General features: G+C 70.7%; 12 protein-coding genes. 9 read left to right on the top strand and 3 right to left on the bottom strand.

Features of this window, described 5'->3' with window-relative positions; genetic code table 11:
- Positions 1 to 249: 249 nt before the first annotated feature.
- Both AQJ54_RS32125 and AQJ54_RS32120 read left to right on the top strand, forming a co-directional pair.
- Complete coding sequence (locus tag AQJ54_RS32125) at positions 250 to 1,671, top strand: ATP-binding protein (protein ID WP_062243173.1); 1,422 nt, start codon at positions 250 to 252, stop codon at positions 1,669 to 1,671.
- A 297-nt stretch (positions 1,672 to 1,968) separates the two neighbouring features.
- Positions 1,969 to 2,373, top strand: a complete 405-nt coding sequence (locus AQJ54_RS32120) for a cytidine deaminase family protein (RefSeq protein WP_062243170.1) — start codon at positions 1,969 to 1,971, stop codon at positions 2,371 to 2,373.
- Positions 2,374 to 2,395: 22 nt separating this feature from the next.
- Here AQJ54_RS32120 and AQJ54_RS32115 read toward each other — a convergent pair whose 3' ends face one another.
- Positions 2,396 to 2,611: a hypothetical protein gene (locus AQJ54_RS32115; protein ID WP_062243167.1), complete on the bottom strand. Its 216-nt coding sequence runs from the start codon at positions 2,609 to 2,611 to the stop codon at positions 2,396 to 2,398.
- A 214-nt stretch (positions 2,612 to 2,825) separates the two neighbouring features.
- On the opposite strand from AQJ54_RS32115, the gene AQJ54_RS32110 reads away from it, so the two are divergent.
- Positions 2,826 to 3,326 (top strand): NUDIX hydrolase, encoded by a 501-nt coding sequence (locus AQJ54_RS32110; protein ID WP_062026066.1) that lies wholly within the window; start codon positions 2,826 to 2,828, stop codon positions 3,324 to 3,326.
- An 82-nt stretch (positions 3,327 to 3,408) separates the two neighbouring features.
- Here AQJ54_RS32110 and AQJ54_RS32105 read toward each other — a convergent pair whose 3' ends face one another.
- Positions 3,409 to 3,855: a GtrA family protein gene (locus AQJ54_RS32105; RefSeq protein WP_246091131.1), complete on the bottom strand. Its 447-nt coding sequence runs from the start codon at positions 3,853 to 3,855 to the stop codon at positions 3,409 to 3,411.
- Between the two features lie 421 nt (positions 3,856 to 4,276).
- On the bottom strand, positions 4,277 to 4,780 hold the full coding sequence (locus AQJ54_RS32100; protein ID WP_062025488.1) for a MarR family winged helix-turn-helix transcriptional regulator: 504 nt from the start codon (positions 4,778 to 4,780) through the stop codon (positions 4,277 to 4,279).
- A gap of 86 nt (positions 4,781 to 4,866) precedes the next feature.
- Between AQJ54_RS32100 and AQJ54_RS32095 the strand changes: the two genes are divergently transcribed.
- From AQJ54_RS32095 to AQJ54_RS32070, 6 genes are all read left to right on the top strand, one after another.
- A complete protein-coding gene (locus AQJ54_RS32095; RefSeq protein WP_062243164.1) occupies positions 4,867 to 5,292 on the top strand; it encodes an HGxxPAAW family protein in 426 nt (141 codons plus the stop codon).
- A gap of 103 nt (positions 5,293 to 5,395) precedes the next feature.
- The gene (locus tag AQJ54_RS32090) at positions 5,396 to 6,271 is read left to right on the top strand and encodes a DUF2797 domain-containing protein (protein WP_079070100.1); all 876 of its coding nucleotides are present in this window, start codon (positions 5,396 to 5,398) and stop codon (positions 6,269 to 6,271) included.
- A 336-nt stretch (positions 6,272 to 6,607) separates the two neighbouring features.
- Positions 6,608 to 7,348: a response regulator transcription factor gene (locus AQJ54_RS32085; RefSeq protein WP_030319293.1), complete on the top strand. Its 741-nt coding sequence runs from the start codon at positions 6,608 to 6,610 to the stop codon at positions 7,346 to 7,348.
- Positions 7,345 to 8,976: a sensor histidine kinase gene (locus tag AQJ54_RS32080; RefSeq protein WP_062243158.1), complete on the top strand. Its 1,632-nt coding sequence runs from the start codon at positions 7,345 to 7,347 to the stop codon at positions 8,974 to 8,976. Before AQJ54_RS32085 ends, AQJ54_RS32080 begins: the two co-directional genes overlap by 4 nt.
- A gap of 14 nt (positions 8,977 to 8,990) precedes the next feature.
- Positions 8,991 to 10,634 (top strand): bifunctional glycosyltransferase family 2/GtrA family protein, encoded by a 1,644-nt coding sequence (locus AQJ54_RS32075; RefSeq protein ID WP_062243155.1) that lies wholly within the window; start codon positions 8,991 to 8,993, stop codon positions 10,632 to 10,634.
- The gene (locus AQJ54_RS32070) at positions 10,634 to 12,907 is read left to right on the top strand and encodes a glycosyltransferase family 39 protein (RefSeq protein ID WP_062243152.1); all 2,274 of its coding nucleotides are present in this window, start codon (positions 10,634 to 10,636) and stop codon (positions 12,905 to 12,907) included. The genes AQJ54_RS32075 and AQJ54_RS32070 overlap by 1 nt, the downstream gene beginning before the upstream one ends.
- Positions 12,908 to 13,024: the final 117 nt, after the last annotated feature.

Here is a 13,024-nt window from a genome sequence, read left to right as displayed (position 1 = left end):
GATAGGGGATCGCAGAGCAGGCGGACGCTAACACCGACTCGGACGACCTCGGTGTTCCTTGATCAAACATTTACTGCATGCGACAGACGGCTTTCCGCAGGCCTTTCGGGCTTCTCTGCCGGCACTGGCGAGCAGGATGAGGCCGTCGCGCATGGCGCCTCGCCCTCGTTCGTCCTGCGGCCCGTCGTGCGCCCTAAAGTATCGCCACCAATAGTATCGCTAGCGATACTATTGGTGGCAGGAGTCTCTATGCACCGTTTCATCGGGCGGGAACGTGAGTTGACCTTGCTCGGCAACGCCTTGCAAGCGGTTCGCGACGCCGTCGGGTCGGCGCGGCCCGGTCAGTGCATCCTTATGCGCGGACGGAGGCGGGTCGGTAAGTCCAGCCTGGTCGAGGAGTTCCTCCGCAGGACCGGGACGCCGTACCTCTTCTTCACCGCGGCGGGCGGCACGGCGGAGGACGAGCTGACGGAGCTTCTCGACGCTGTCGCCAGATCCACTCTGCCGGAGCGGGAACTGTTCTCGGAGGAGACCCCACAGCAGTGGAACGCGGCGCTCAGGCTGCTGGCGGAGATCCTGCCCGACGACACTCCCAGCGTCGTCGTCATCGACGAGGTCCCGTATCTGACGGACCGCATCGACGCCTTCGAAGGCATGCTCCAACGTGCATGGGACCGGCTGCTCAGCCGCAAGCCGGTGCTTCTCCTCCTGGTCGGGTCCGATCTGTCGATGATGGAGGCGCTGAACAGCTACGACCGGCCCTTTCATCAGCGGGGTCGGGAAATGGTCGTAGGGCCTCTGAACCCTGCCGACATCGGCGACATGCTCGGCGTCTCCCCCGCAGCCGCGTTCGACGCCACTCTGATCACGGGAGGGCTCCCCCTGATCTGTGCCGAATGGCGGGCCGGAGCGGATGTCTGGGAGTTCCTCCGTGACTCGCTGGACAACCCGATCTCAGCGCTGCTGGTCTCCGCCGAACGGTCACTGGCGGCGGAGTTCCCACCACAGGCGATGAGCAGGGAAGTCCTGCGGGCCATCGGATCAGGGGAGCGAACCTTCACCAACATCGCTCGCGCGGCGGGCGGCATCGCCCACACCACTCTCACCCGAGCCACGGACGTCCTGACCGAGAAGAGGGTCGTGGCCGCCGAGCTGCCACTCTCGCTCAGGCCGTCGAAGGAACGTCGTTACCGGGTGGCCGACCCCTACCTGCGCTTCTGGCTCGCGTTTCTCGATCCGCACATGGCGGAGATCGAGCGGATGCGCGGGGATCTCACTCTGAGTCGGATCAAGGAGCAGTGGACGAGCTGGCGGGGCCGCGCGATCGAGCCCCTGGTCCGGGAGTCCCTCGCCCGCCTGTTGCCGGACGAGTTCCTGCCCGCCGCCCCGGCGGTCGGCGGGTACTGGACCCGCAGCAATGACGTGGAAATCGACTTGGTGGGCGCCGACCGGCAGCCGGTCGCCAGAGAGTTGCTCTTCCTGGGCTCGGTCAAGTGGTTGGAGAACTCCGCGTTCGACAGCCATGACCTGGCAGCACTGCAGAAGCACCGGGTCGCGGTCACCGACGAGCCGGTACCGCTCGTGGCGGTCTCTCGCAGCGGGACCAGATGTTCCGGTCTCCAGGCGGCCTACGGCCCCGACGACCTACTCACTGCCTGGCGGAGGGGGTGAGCTGGGCGGGGCGCGCAGGAGGTGAGCTGGGCGGGGCTTCTGTGGTCCTCATACGGCTCGTGTTCAAGGGCAAGGGCAAGGGCAGCTGGTTTGACACGGTCGTGCGGTTGTGAGGTGATCCACGGGGCTTGACTGCTGGGGGAGTTGATGTGTCGTACGTGGTCGTGACGCTTGCCGGTGCCGAGACGCCTGGGGAGCATCTCCCGCCGGCTGTCTTCACGGCCGCTGCCGCTGCCGCTGTCTCCTTCTCCTGCCCGCCCTGTTCAACCTCGTTGTCGCGATCCGGGAGTTGACCCGATGACCCACTCCGTCGATCACGAACTCGTTCAGGCCGCCGCCGAAGTCGCCCGTACGCGCTGCCGGGGTGACAACCACACCGTGGCTGCCGCGGGGCGCGCTGGGGACGGGCGGATCGTCACCGCGGTGAACGCCTATCACTTCACCGGAGGGCCCTGCGCCGAGCTGGTCCTCATCGGGGCGGCGGCCGCGCAGGGTGTCTACGAGCTGGACACCATCGTTGCCGTCGGTGACCGCGACCGCGGGGTCATTCCTCCGTGCGGCCGGTGTCGACAGGCTCTGCTCGACTACTTCCCCCGCATCGGGGTCATCGTCGGTGAGGGCGACCGGATCCGGACCGTGCCCGTCACCGCTCTGCTTCCCGAGAGCTACGTCTGGGCCGACCACCAGCTCGACCCCGAGTGAATCGACGTCAACCTGCCTGATCTCATACGGCAGTTGCCGCCAGGCCGTGGAACGCCGCTGTGGTGCGTGGATGGGCGATCTCGTCCAGCAGGTGGCGCCAGTCGGGGTCGGCCGCGGAGGGGTGGGCCAGGTCCCAGGCGGTGAGAAGCGGGGTCAGTTCGCTCTCGGATGCGATGGCGGTCTCGGATGCGAGCTCGGTCGCGAATGTGGCGGACGCGGCGGTCATCAGGGGGTTCATCGGAGGTCCCTTCCGGAGGAGTGCGGTGCTTCTAGGAGTGCGGTGCTTCTACGATGCCGCCCGTTCCCGCGTGACGACATGCGGCCCGCCGCCCGATCCGGGGTGGGGACAGCTGTACCCGTCGGGGGTTGCCACCCCTTCCGGCCCCGCTTCCGTCCCCGTCCGGCCAAGCTCCGCGACGGCATTGTCGTACCCCTCTGCGATGGTTGAGTTCATGGGCGAGCTGGTGGACCGGGTGGATGAGAACGACCTCGTCATCGGTGTGGTGGACCGGGCGGAGGCCATCGAGAAGAGGTGGCTGCACCGGGTCGCGACCACCGTCTGCCGTGATCCGCTCGGCCGGATACTCGTCCACCGGCGGTCGTACGAGATGTCCCGGTTCCCCGGGCAGTACAACTGGCTGATCGGCGGGGCCGCCGAGGCCGGGGAGTCGTACGAACAGGCCGCCGCCCGTGAACTCGGTGAGGAGCTGGGGGTGTTCGGGGTGCCGTTGCGGCCTGTCCTCCGGTTCCTGTGTGAGGGGGAGATCAGCCCCTACTGGCTCGGCGTGCATGAGGCCGTCGTGAGCGGGGTGCTCGTGCCGGATCCGGACGAGATCGCTTGGTACGGGTGGTTCGGGGAGGACGAGCTGCTGGAGGCGGTCGGGCGGGGGGAGTTCGTGTCCGACGGGGTGGAGGCGTTGCGGCGGTATCGGGACGGTCAGCGTCGGCGCTGACCGTCCCGGACATCGAACACCGGGGACCGGAGGCCGGGGGCCGGGCGGCCTCGGATACACCGCGGGCCCGGACGTCGTCCCTTCAGCAGGCCGTGCTCACCGCCTGCCGGGGCAGCAGCGGCCGGGGGAGGGTGGTGCGGTGGATGGCCGGGTGGGGAGCACGGGTGGTGGTGAAGACATACAGGCGCAGTACCAGGAAGCGACCGACGCCGGCCATCGCGGAGGCCGTTAGGTAGACCGTCTGCTCCGTGAGCAGGGTCGGGGCCGACTGAGCCGTGTGCAGGAGGAACATCGCGGCGCTGGTCATCGCGTACGCGGCGGCCGCCGAGCCGGAGGACTGGAGGTGCCTGCGCAGGCCCGCGCGGCGGCCCGTGCCGAAGGTGAACAGGGCGTGCAGCTCGGTGCACAGCAGCGTGGAGACCACCGTGATCACCGCGTTCGCGACCGCCCACGGCATCGTCATGGCCACCATCGGTACGGCGAAGCTGGACAGCACACCGACCCCGCCGCCGCAGACGACGAAGCGCACGAAGGAAGCGAGGGGGCCGGGAGCCGCCTGGGACGGGGACAGGGGCGGGGATGGGAGCGGCGACGAGGACGGGGACGGAGACGAGGACGGGGACAGAGACGGGGACGGGGACAGAGACGAGGACGGGGACGGGGACTTTGTGGGGTCGGCCGTCTGCGGCTCCATCGTGGGGGTCCCTCCGGTTCGTCGCGAGTCCGTCGGCCTCGTCGGCTGCTTCCGCTCCGACGGCTTCGCGATCTGCCGACCCCGGTGGACCGGCTGAGATCAACGATGCCGTCGCGCGAGCGCCGGATCGATGGAGTGCCCTCCCCGATCGAAGGTAGGGCTGGCTCCACCCCGGTGGTGGGGGGTCCCCGCCGCCCCTGGCGGTTCAGTCCCCGACACCCCTCGCGGTACCTGCGAGTTCCCGGTCGGCCCCCCGCTACTCGCCCCCGGCGTCCTTGGCCCGCAGCTCCTCGATGTAGGCGAGTGCCAGGTTCGTCGTACGGCTGAACCAGTCGTGGAGTACGGCGATTTCGTCGGCGGAGTACTCGGCGAAGACGGCGTCGAGGCGGTCGTAGTACGGCTGGTAGAGGGCGACGACCTTGGCCACGGCCTCGGGGCGCGCGGCGACCCGGACACGGCGGCGGTCGGTGGGGTCGGGGACGCGGGTGACGTAACCGCCGCGTTCGAGGCGGTTGAGGATGCCGGTGACCGCGCCGGTCGTGACGTGGGCCTGTTCGGCGATGTCGCCCGCCGTGAGGAGGTTCTCGCCGGCCCTCAGGACGTAGGCGAAGGACAGCAGGTCGGTGACGTTCACACCCAGCCGTTGGGCCATCTCCTGCTGGCCGAGGTGGGCCGTGGCGATGAAGAAGTCCATCGCCTCCAGCGCCTGGGCCGCGGTGGCGGCGGGGCGGGGCTCGGCGGGGTGGGGCTCGGCCGGCATCGGAATCCTGATTCTCTTAGCTTATGAGAGGTTTCTGCGTTAAATTTCTTAGGACGTGAGAGAAATGGGGGAGGAGGAGAGGATCTGTGAGCGCACATCAGTATGACGAGGGGCACACGGTCGCAGGCTGGACCGGCTTCGGCATCGCGACTGTGGGGACGGCCGTGGCGGGGCTGGGCGTATGCCTGGTCTCGGGCGCGCTGATCGTCGGCGGTCTCGCCGTCGTCGGGGTGAGCGTCCTGGTCACCTGGGCCCTGCACCTCTCCGGCTGGGGCAAGCCGCCGGGGCGCCGACCGCACGAGGAGTGGGGGATGCGGGTCCGGGACTCCAGCGCGCGGGAGGGGCACGAAGAGTGTGTCGGGTGCCGGATCGCGGGGCGGGGGAGAGGGCGGCCGAGCACGACGGCGGTCGGAGCGGGGGTGGAGGCGGGAGCAGGAGCGGGAACGGGCGCGGTTGCGGGCGCGGGCGCGAGGGTCGCGGCGGAGCCGGTCGCCGCGGAGTCCGCTGGCTGAACGGGCCCAGACCGCACCCCCAGCCCCCCAGCCCCCCATCCCACCCCAGCCGCCCCCGCACGCCCAACCCCGTTGTCAGTGGTCCCCCCTACCCTCGTCAGAGATGGCACAGGCATGGAAGTGCGCGGGGCTGCGATGGTCGGCCGATGGTCCCCTGCTGCGGTGGGACGGTGGGCGGCGCAGTGCGCTGACCTGGGGGAAGCGGGTGGCCTTCGGGGTCGTTGAAGGGGGTGTGCGGACATGCGTGGGAGCGCGGGGGCACGCGTGTGCGGCGCGGGTCGAGGTGTCGGGGCGGAGCACCGGGGCGCGGTGCGAGGAGTGCGCGCGGCTGGACCGGGCGCACTCGGTGGCCGCGGACACCCTCGCGGACGACCCACGGCCGTACCGGGTGTACCTCGCGTGGTTCGGGCCCGGCATGGTCAAGGTCGGCATCACGGCATACGAACGGGGCTCCGCGCGGCTGCTGGAACAGGGAGCCGTCTGTTTCAGCTGGCTCGGGACCGGCCCGCTCATGGCGGCCCGGCGCACGGAGGAACTGCTGCGGGCCGCGCTCGCGGTGCCGGACCGTGTTCCGTACGGCGACAAGCGGGCCGTACGGTCGTCCCTGCCGGCCTCGGCCGCTGAACGGGCCGCCGAGATCGCGGAGTTGCACGCGCGGGCCCGGACGCTGGGCGGCTGGCCGGAGTCCCTGGAGCGGGCGCCGTACGAACCGGTCGACCATGTCGAGGTCTTCGGTCTCGCGGGTCTGCCCGCCGCCGCGGGCGAGGTGAGTGGGCTCGTGGCGGGCGGGTCGGTGGGTGGCCGGCTCCTCGCGGCCGCGGGGCCCGACCTGCATCTGGAGACGGCGGGCAGGGGGGTCGTCGTACTGGACACCCGACTGATGACGGGCTGGGACCTGGTCCCGGCCGAGGGTGAGGAGAACACCGTTCCTGTAAGGGAGTTCAAGCAGGCGCGGGGTATGCAGGACGGGCTGTTCTGAGCGGAGGGAGAGGCGTCTCGGCGGTCCGGGGGCGACTCGTCCCGGCGGTCCGGGGGGCGACTCGTCCCGGCGGTCAGGGGGCGACTCGCCCCGGCGGCTGAGGCCGGCTCCCGACGCCCTGGCCGCACCCCGACCGCGCCCCGATCGCACCCACGGCACCCCGGCTGCACCCCGACGGCGCCCCGATCGCACCCACCGCACCCCGACCGCGTCCCGGCTCGGGGCGGCGTGGAACAAGGGATTCCCAGGGGTTCCCTGAGAGGCGCCTGTGCGTTTCTCAGGGAAATCACAGATTGCCGCAAGGGTGCTCTCAGGGTGCGCCGACATCGTGTTCCCATGACCACGACCTCGCCCCAGGGGCGCACCGAACTGCTGAGGCCGGACGGGAGCCCCGTCCGAGTGCTTGTGGTGGACGACGAGCTGTCGATCACCGAACTGCTGTCCATGGCCCTGCGTTACGAGGGCTGGCAGATCCGCAGCGCGGGAGACGGTACGGGTGCCGTGCAGACCGCGCGGGACTTCCGGCCCGACGCCGTCGTCCTCGACATGATGCTGCCGGACATGGACGGGCTGGCCGTGCTCGGCCGGCTGCGCCGTGAGCTGCCGGACGTGCCCGTGCTGTTCCTGACGGCCAAGGACGCCGTCGAGGACCGTATCGCCGGGCTCACCGCGGGTGGGGACGACTACGTCACCAAGCCGTTCAGCCTCGAAGAGGTCGTGGCCCGGCTGCGCGGGCTGATCCGGCGGTCCGGTGCGGCCGACCGGCGGTCCGAGTCCGTGCTGGTCGTCGGCGACCTCACCCTCGACGAGGACAGCCACGAGGTCTCGCGGGCCGGGGACAACATCCACCTCACCGCGACCGAGTTCGAACTCCTGCGGTTCCTGATGCGCAATCCCCGCCGGGTGCTGAGCAAGGCGCAGATCCTGGACCGGGTGTGGTCGTACGACTTCGGCGGCCAGGCCAACGTCGTCGAGCTGTACATCTCGTATCTGCGCCGGAAGATCGACGCGGGGCGGGAGCCGATGATCCACACCCGGCGCGGCGCCGGTTATCTGATCAAGCCCGCGGCCTCATGAGCGGACGACGACGGCCGCGGGCGCAGAAGCGGGCAGGGCGAGCAGGAAAGCCGCGCACGCTGCGGACGCGGCTCGTCGTCGCGTCGGTGGTGCTGATCGCCGTGGTCTGCTCGGTGATCGGCACCGTGACCACGCTGGCGCTGCGCTCGCATCTGTACGACCAGCTGAGCGGCAAGCTCAACGAGGCCGCGTCACGGGCGGCGCCGCGCGAACCCCCGCAGGGGCAGCTCGGCAACGGCGGCAACGACAGGGACAGGCCCGTCGGGCAGGGCAACCGGCCGAGCAGCCCCGCCAATTTCGTCATCGGCCCGGGGCCGGACGGCACGATCGCGGCCAAGGTGGAGGGGGACCGGATCACCGATGCCAAGCGCGGGGTGAAGTCCGGCTCCGACCAGAACTTCGCGATGACCGCCAAGAGCCTCACGGCCGCCCAGATCAAGGTGCTCAGCTCGGTCCCCAAGGACAACAGCCAGCACAAGGTGGAGCTGCCCGGCATCGGCGACTACCTCGTCCGGTACACCTCCAACGACACCTCCGCCTACTACGTCGCCGTCCCCACCAAGGACGTCGACGCCACCGTCGACACCCTGATCCTCGTCGAGGTCAGCGTCACCGCCGCCGGGCTCGGGGCCGCCGTCATCGCCGGGTACGTGCTGGTCGGGCTCGCCACCCGCCCCCTGCGCAAGGTCGCCCACACCGCCACCCGGGTCTCCGAACTCCCGCTGCACACCGGCGAGGTGAACCTCAGCGAGCGGGTGCCGGAAGCGGAGTGCGATCCGCACACCGAGGTCGGCCAGGTCGGCTCCGCGCTGAACAGGATGCTGGACCACGTCCACGGCGCCCTGCACGCCCGGCAGCAGAGCGAGATGCGGGTACGGCAGTTCGTCGCGGACGCCAGTCATGAGCTGAGGACCCCGCTCGCCTCCATCCGCGGCTACGCCGAGCTGACCAGACGCGGCAGGGAGGCGGTCGGCCCCGACACCCGGCACGCGCTCGGCCGCATCGAGTCCGAGGCGGGCCGGATGACCCTGCTCGTGGAGGACCTGCTGCTGCTCGCGCGCCTGGACGCGGGACGGCCGCTCCAGTTCGAGCAGACCGACCTGATCCCGCTGGTGGTGGACACCATCAGCGACGCCCGCGCCGCCGGCATGGACCACAACTGGCGCCTGGACCTGCCCGACGAACCCGCCCTGGTCTCCGGCGACGCGGCCCGTCTCCAGCAGGTGCTCATCAACCTGCTCGGCAACGCCCGCAAACACACGCCGGAGGGGACCACCGTCACCGCACGCGTGCAGCGACGCGGACCCTGGATGTGCGTGGAGGTCGAGGACAACGGCCAGGGCATCCCGCCCGACCTGCTCCCGCACGTCTTCGAACGGTTCGCGCGCGGTGACTCCTCGCGCTCCCGTGCCTCGGGCTCCACCGGACTCGGCCTCGCCATCGTGCAGGCCGTGGCGACCGCGCACGGCGGTGCCGTGACCGTCGACAGCGTGCCAGGGCGCACGGTCTTCACCTTGCACCTGCCCGCCGTCGGTCCCGCGACCCCGCGTCCGGCACCCGAAACGAACTGGCAATCGCACTCACAGGCACAACACAGCGCCGCCATATGGGTGCAACAGGGGGCTTGACCAGAGTCGTTCCCATGCGAACCGACTCTTCTCCCGGCACCCTGCCGGCGCGGGAGCACCTCCCGGCCGGCGACGCCGGTACGCCTGTCCTGGACGTAGTGATCCCCGTCTACAACGAGGAGAAGGACCTCCAGCCGTGTGTGCTGAGACTGCACGAGCACCTCAGGCGCACGTTCCCGTACGCGTTCCGCATCACCATCGCGGACAACGCGTCGACGGACACCACGCCCCTGGTGTCGCGGCGGCTGGAGGCGGAGATCCCCGAGGTCAGGGCCTTCCGGCTGGAGCAGAAGGGCCGCGGCCGGGCCCTGCGGACCGTCTGGTCCGCCTCGGACGCCCCCGTCCTCGCCTACATGGACGTCGACCTGTCCACCGACCTCAACGCGCTGCTGCCGCTGGTGGCCCCGCTGATCTCGGGCCACTCCGACCTGGCGATCGGCTCCCGGCTGGCCCGCAGCTCCCGGGTCGTGCGCGGCCCGAAGCGCGAGTTCATCTCCCGCGCCTACAACCTGATCCTGCGCGGCTCGCTGCACGCCCGCTTCTCCGACGCGCAGTGCGGCTTCAAGGCCATCCGGCGGGACGTGGCGCAGGTCCTGCTGCCGCTGGTCGAGGACACCGGCTGGTTCTTCGACACCGAGATGCTGGTCATCGCCGAGCGCGCGGGCCTGCGTATCCACGAAGTGCCCGTCGACTGGGTCGACGACCCGGACTCCACCGTCCACATCGTCAAGACGGCGACCGAGGACCTCAAGGGCGTGTGGCGGGTGGGCAAGGCGCTCGCCACCGGCGCGCTGCCGCTGGACCGGATCACCCGCCCGTTCGGCGACGACCCGCGCGACCGCGACGTCCAGGACGTGCCGAAGGGGCTGGCCCGCCAGCTCGTCGGGTTCTGTGTCGTCGGCGGGCTGTCCACCCTCTTCTACCTGCTGCTGTACAGCGTCTTCCGGCAGTTCTGCGGCTCCCAGATCGCCAACGCGCTGGCCCTGCTGGTCTCGGCGGTCGCCAACACCGCCGCCAACCGGCGGCTGACCTTCGGGGTGCGCGGGCGGGGCGGCGCCGTCCGGCACCAGGCGCAGGGCCTGGTCGTCTTCGGCATCGGCCTCGCACTGACCAGCGGCTCCCTCGCCGCGCTCGACGCGGCCACCAGCGACCCGGCGCACTCCACCGAGCTGGCGGTGCTGATCGCCGCCAACCTCGCGGCGACCGTGCTGCGGTTCCTGCTCTTCCGGGCCTGGGTGTTCCCCGAGCGGGACGAGAACCCGTCCCGGTCCACGGTGGTGACCACGCACACGCCCGCCACCACGCCCTCCACCACCACGCGGTCCGCCACACCGGCCTACGGCACGCAGCAGCCGTACGCCTCGCAACAGCCGTACGCCTCGCAGCAGCCGTACGCCCCCCTGCCCACGCGCCCCACGGCGAACCACTACGCCACCGCGCCGCACACTCCGTACACCCCTCAGACCCCGTACGACCGGCAGTCCCCGTACGACCGGCAGTCCCCGTACGACCGGCAGTCCCCGTACGACCGGCAGCCCCCGTACACCGGGCAGTCCCCATACACCCCGCAGTCCCCGTACGACGCCACCGTGCCGTCGCAGCCGGCGCGCTCCAGCGACACCGGCACCGACACCGGCACCGACCCGAGGAACTCCTGATGACCACGCAGACCGACCACCCGACCCGGCAGGGTTCCGGATGGGGTCCGGCGGTGACCGTGACGGACGTACAGGACGTCGCTCCCCCGGCCCCGGAGTCCGGTGAACCCCAACAGCCCCTCGCCCGCAGAATGTGGCGCGGCCGCCCCGAGGACCCCCGCTGGGCACGCCCCGCGTTCTGGGGCCTGCTGCTCGCCACCGCAGCCCTGTACTTCTACAACCTGAGCGCCTCCGGCTACGCCAACTCCTTCTACTCGGCGGCCGTCCAGGCCGGCACCAAGAGCTGGAAGGCGATGTTTTTCGGCTCGCTGGACGCGGGCAACGCCATCACCGTCGACAAGCCCTCGGCGTTCCTGTGGCCGATGGAGATCGCGGCCAGGATCTTCGGGCTGAACTCCTGGACGATCCTCGGCCCCGAGGTCCTGATGGGCGTCGGCACGGTCGCCGTCGTCTACGCCTCCGTAAGGCGCCGATTCAGTCCCGGGGCCGGTCTGCTCGCGGGCGCGGTGCTCGCGCTCACCCCCGTCGCCGCGCTGATGTTCCGGTTCAACAACCCGGACGCGATGCTGGCCCTGCTGATGGCGCTGGCCTGCTACTTCGTCGTACGGGCTGTCGAGGACGGCAGGACGAGGTGGCTGGTGTGGGCGGGGGTCGCGATCGGCTTCGCGTTCCTCGCCAAGACCTTGCAGGCCTTCCTGATCCTGCCGGCGCTGGCGTTCGTGTACGCGGCGGTCGGCCCGCACAAGCTGAAGAAGCGGATCGGCCAACTGGCCCTCGCTACAGTCGCGTTGGTCGTCTCCGGCGGCTGGTGGGTCGCGATCGTCGAGCTGTGGCCCGCCTCCTCGCGCCCCTACATCGGCGGCTCCCAGAACAACTCGTTCCTTGAACTGACCTTCGGCTACAACGGACTCGGCCGCCTCAACGGCGAGGAGACCGGCAGCGTCGGCGGCGGGGGCGGTGGCAGCACCGGCCAGTGGGGCGAGACCGGCTGGAACCGGATGTTCAACTCCGAGATCGGCAGCCAGATCTCCTGGCTGCTGCCGGCCGCACTGATCCTGCTGGTCGCGGGCCTGGTGGCCACGCGCAAGCTCAAGCGGACCTCCGCCACCCGCGGTGCGTTCCTCGTCTGGGGCGGCTCGCTGCTGATCACCCTGGTGGTCTTCAGCTTCATGGCGGGCATCTTCCACCAGTACTACACGGTCGCCCTCGCCCCCTACATCGCCGCCGTGGTCGGCATGGGCGCCGGAATCCTGTGGGAGAAGCGCGCCGAGACCTGGGCCTCGCTCGCCCTCGCGGCCGCGATGGTGGCCGCCGCGGCCTGGGGGTACGTCCTCCTCAACCGCACCCCCGACTACCTTCCCTGGCTGAAGTGGCTGGTCCTGGTCGGCGGTCTGATCGCCGCGCTCGGCCTGATCTTCGTGGCCCGGCTCGGCCGGCAACTGGCGCTCGGGGTTGCGGCCCTGGGCATCGTGGCCGCGCTGGCCGGTCCGACGGCGTACACCCTGAGCACGGTGAACTCCGCGCACACCGGCTCCATCCCGACGGCGGGCCCGGCGGGCGCGAGCATGATGGGCTTCGGCGGAGGCGGCGGCCGGGGCGGAGGTCCCGGCGGCGGTGGCGGCATGGGCGGCTTCGGCGGCCAGAACCAGCAGAACGGGAACGCGAACGGGAACAGCAATACGCAGGGCCAGGGCCAGAGCCAGCAGGGTCAGGGCTTCCCGGGCGGCGGCATGCCGGGCCAGAACGGCACCACGGGCAACGGCACCACGCAGGGCAACGGCACCACGCAAGGCAACGGCACCACGCAAGGCAACGGCACCACGCAAGGCAACGGCACCACCCGGAACCAGCTGGGCGGCATGGGTGAGGGCGGCGGCATGGGCCGCGGCGGTGGTGCCGGCGGCCTGCTCAACGGCGCGAGCGTCTCCTCCGAGGCCAAGAAGCTGCTCCAGGCCGACGCGGACGACTACACCTGGGCGGCGGCCGCGATCGGCGCCCAGAACGCGGCGAGCTACCAGCTGGCCTCCGACGAGTCCGTGATGGCGATCGGCGGCTTCAACGGCACCGACCCGTCCCCGACGCTGGCCCAGTTCAAGAAGTACGTGGAGGAAGGCAGGATCCACTACTTCATCTCCAGCGGCACCGGCGGCGGCATGGGCGGCAGCAGCAGCGGTACGTCCTCGCAGATCACGAGCTGGGTCGAGGCCAACTTCAAGAAGGTGACGGTCGGTTCGGCCACCTTCTACGACCTCACCCAGAAGGCGAGCAGCTGACGATTCCCACATGAGGGGGCGGTGACTTCGGTCGCCGCCCCCTTCGCCGTACGGCGGGCCCCTCGTCGTACGGCGGGAAAGTGTGTTGTACGCCGTATAGGAACTGTTCTACGGTGT

Origin of the sequence: Streptomyces griseorubiginosus (genome assembly GCF_001514195.1) — a bacterium.
GTDB lineage: Bacteria > Actinomycetota > Actinomycetes > Streptomycetales > Streptomycetaceae > Streptomyces > Streptomyces griseorubiginosus.
Note: the sequence above shows the minus strand (reverse complement) of the source record. Positions and strands in the feature narration are given on the sequence as shown.

Excerpts from the sequence above, each read along its gene's own strand:
- AQJ54_RS32090 (WP_079070100.1), top strand. The coding sequence starts at position 5,396 with ATGGCACAGGCATGGAAGTGCGCGGGGCTGCGATGGTCGGCCGATGGT.
- AQJ54_RS32070 (WP_062243152.1), top strand. The coding sequence starts at position 10,634 with ATGACCACGCAGACCGACCACCCGACCCGGCAGGGTTCCGGATGGGGT.
- AQJ54_RS32085 (WP_030319293.1), top strand. The coding sequence starts at position 6,608 with ATGACCACGACCTCGCCCCAGGGGCGCACCGAACTGCTGAGGCCGGAC.
- AQJ54_RS32120 (WP_062243170.1), top strand. The coding sequence starts at position 1,969 with ATGACCCACTCCGTCGATCACGAACTCGTTCAGGCCGCCGCCGAAGTC.
- AQJ54_RS32110 (WP_062026066.1), top strand. The coding sequence starts at position 2,826 with ATGGGCGAGCTGGTGGACCGGGTGGATGAGAACGACCTCGTCATCGGT.
- AQJ54_RS32125 (WP_062243173.1), top strand. The coding sequence starts at position 250 with ATGCACCGTTTCATCGGGCGGGAACGTGAGTTGACCTTGCTCGGCAAC.
- AQJ54_RS32100 (WP_062025488.1), bottom strand. The coding sequence starts at position 4,780 with ATGCCGGCCGAGCCCCACCCCGCCGAGCCCCGCCCCGCCGCCACCGCG.
- AQJ54_RS32080 (WP_062243158.1), top strand. The coding sequence starts at position 7,345 with ATGAGCGGACGACGACGGCCGCGGGCGCAGAAGCGGGCAGGGCGAGCA.
- AQJ54_RS32075 (WP_062243155.1), top strand. The coding sequence starts at position 8,991 with ATGCGAACCGACTCTTCTCCCGGCACCCTGCCGGCGCGGGAGCACCTC.
- AQJ54_RS32115 (WP_062243167.1), bottom strand. The coding sequence starts at position 2,611 with ATGAACCCCCTGATGACCGCCGCGTCCGCCACATTCGCGACCGAGCTC.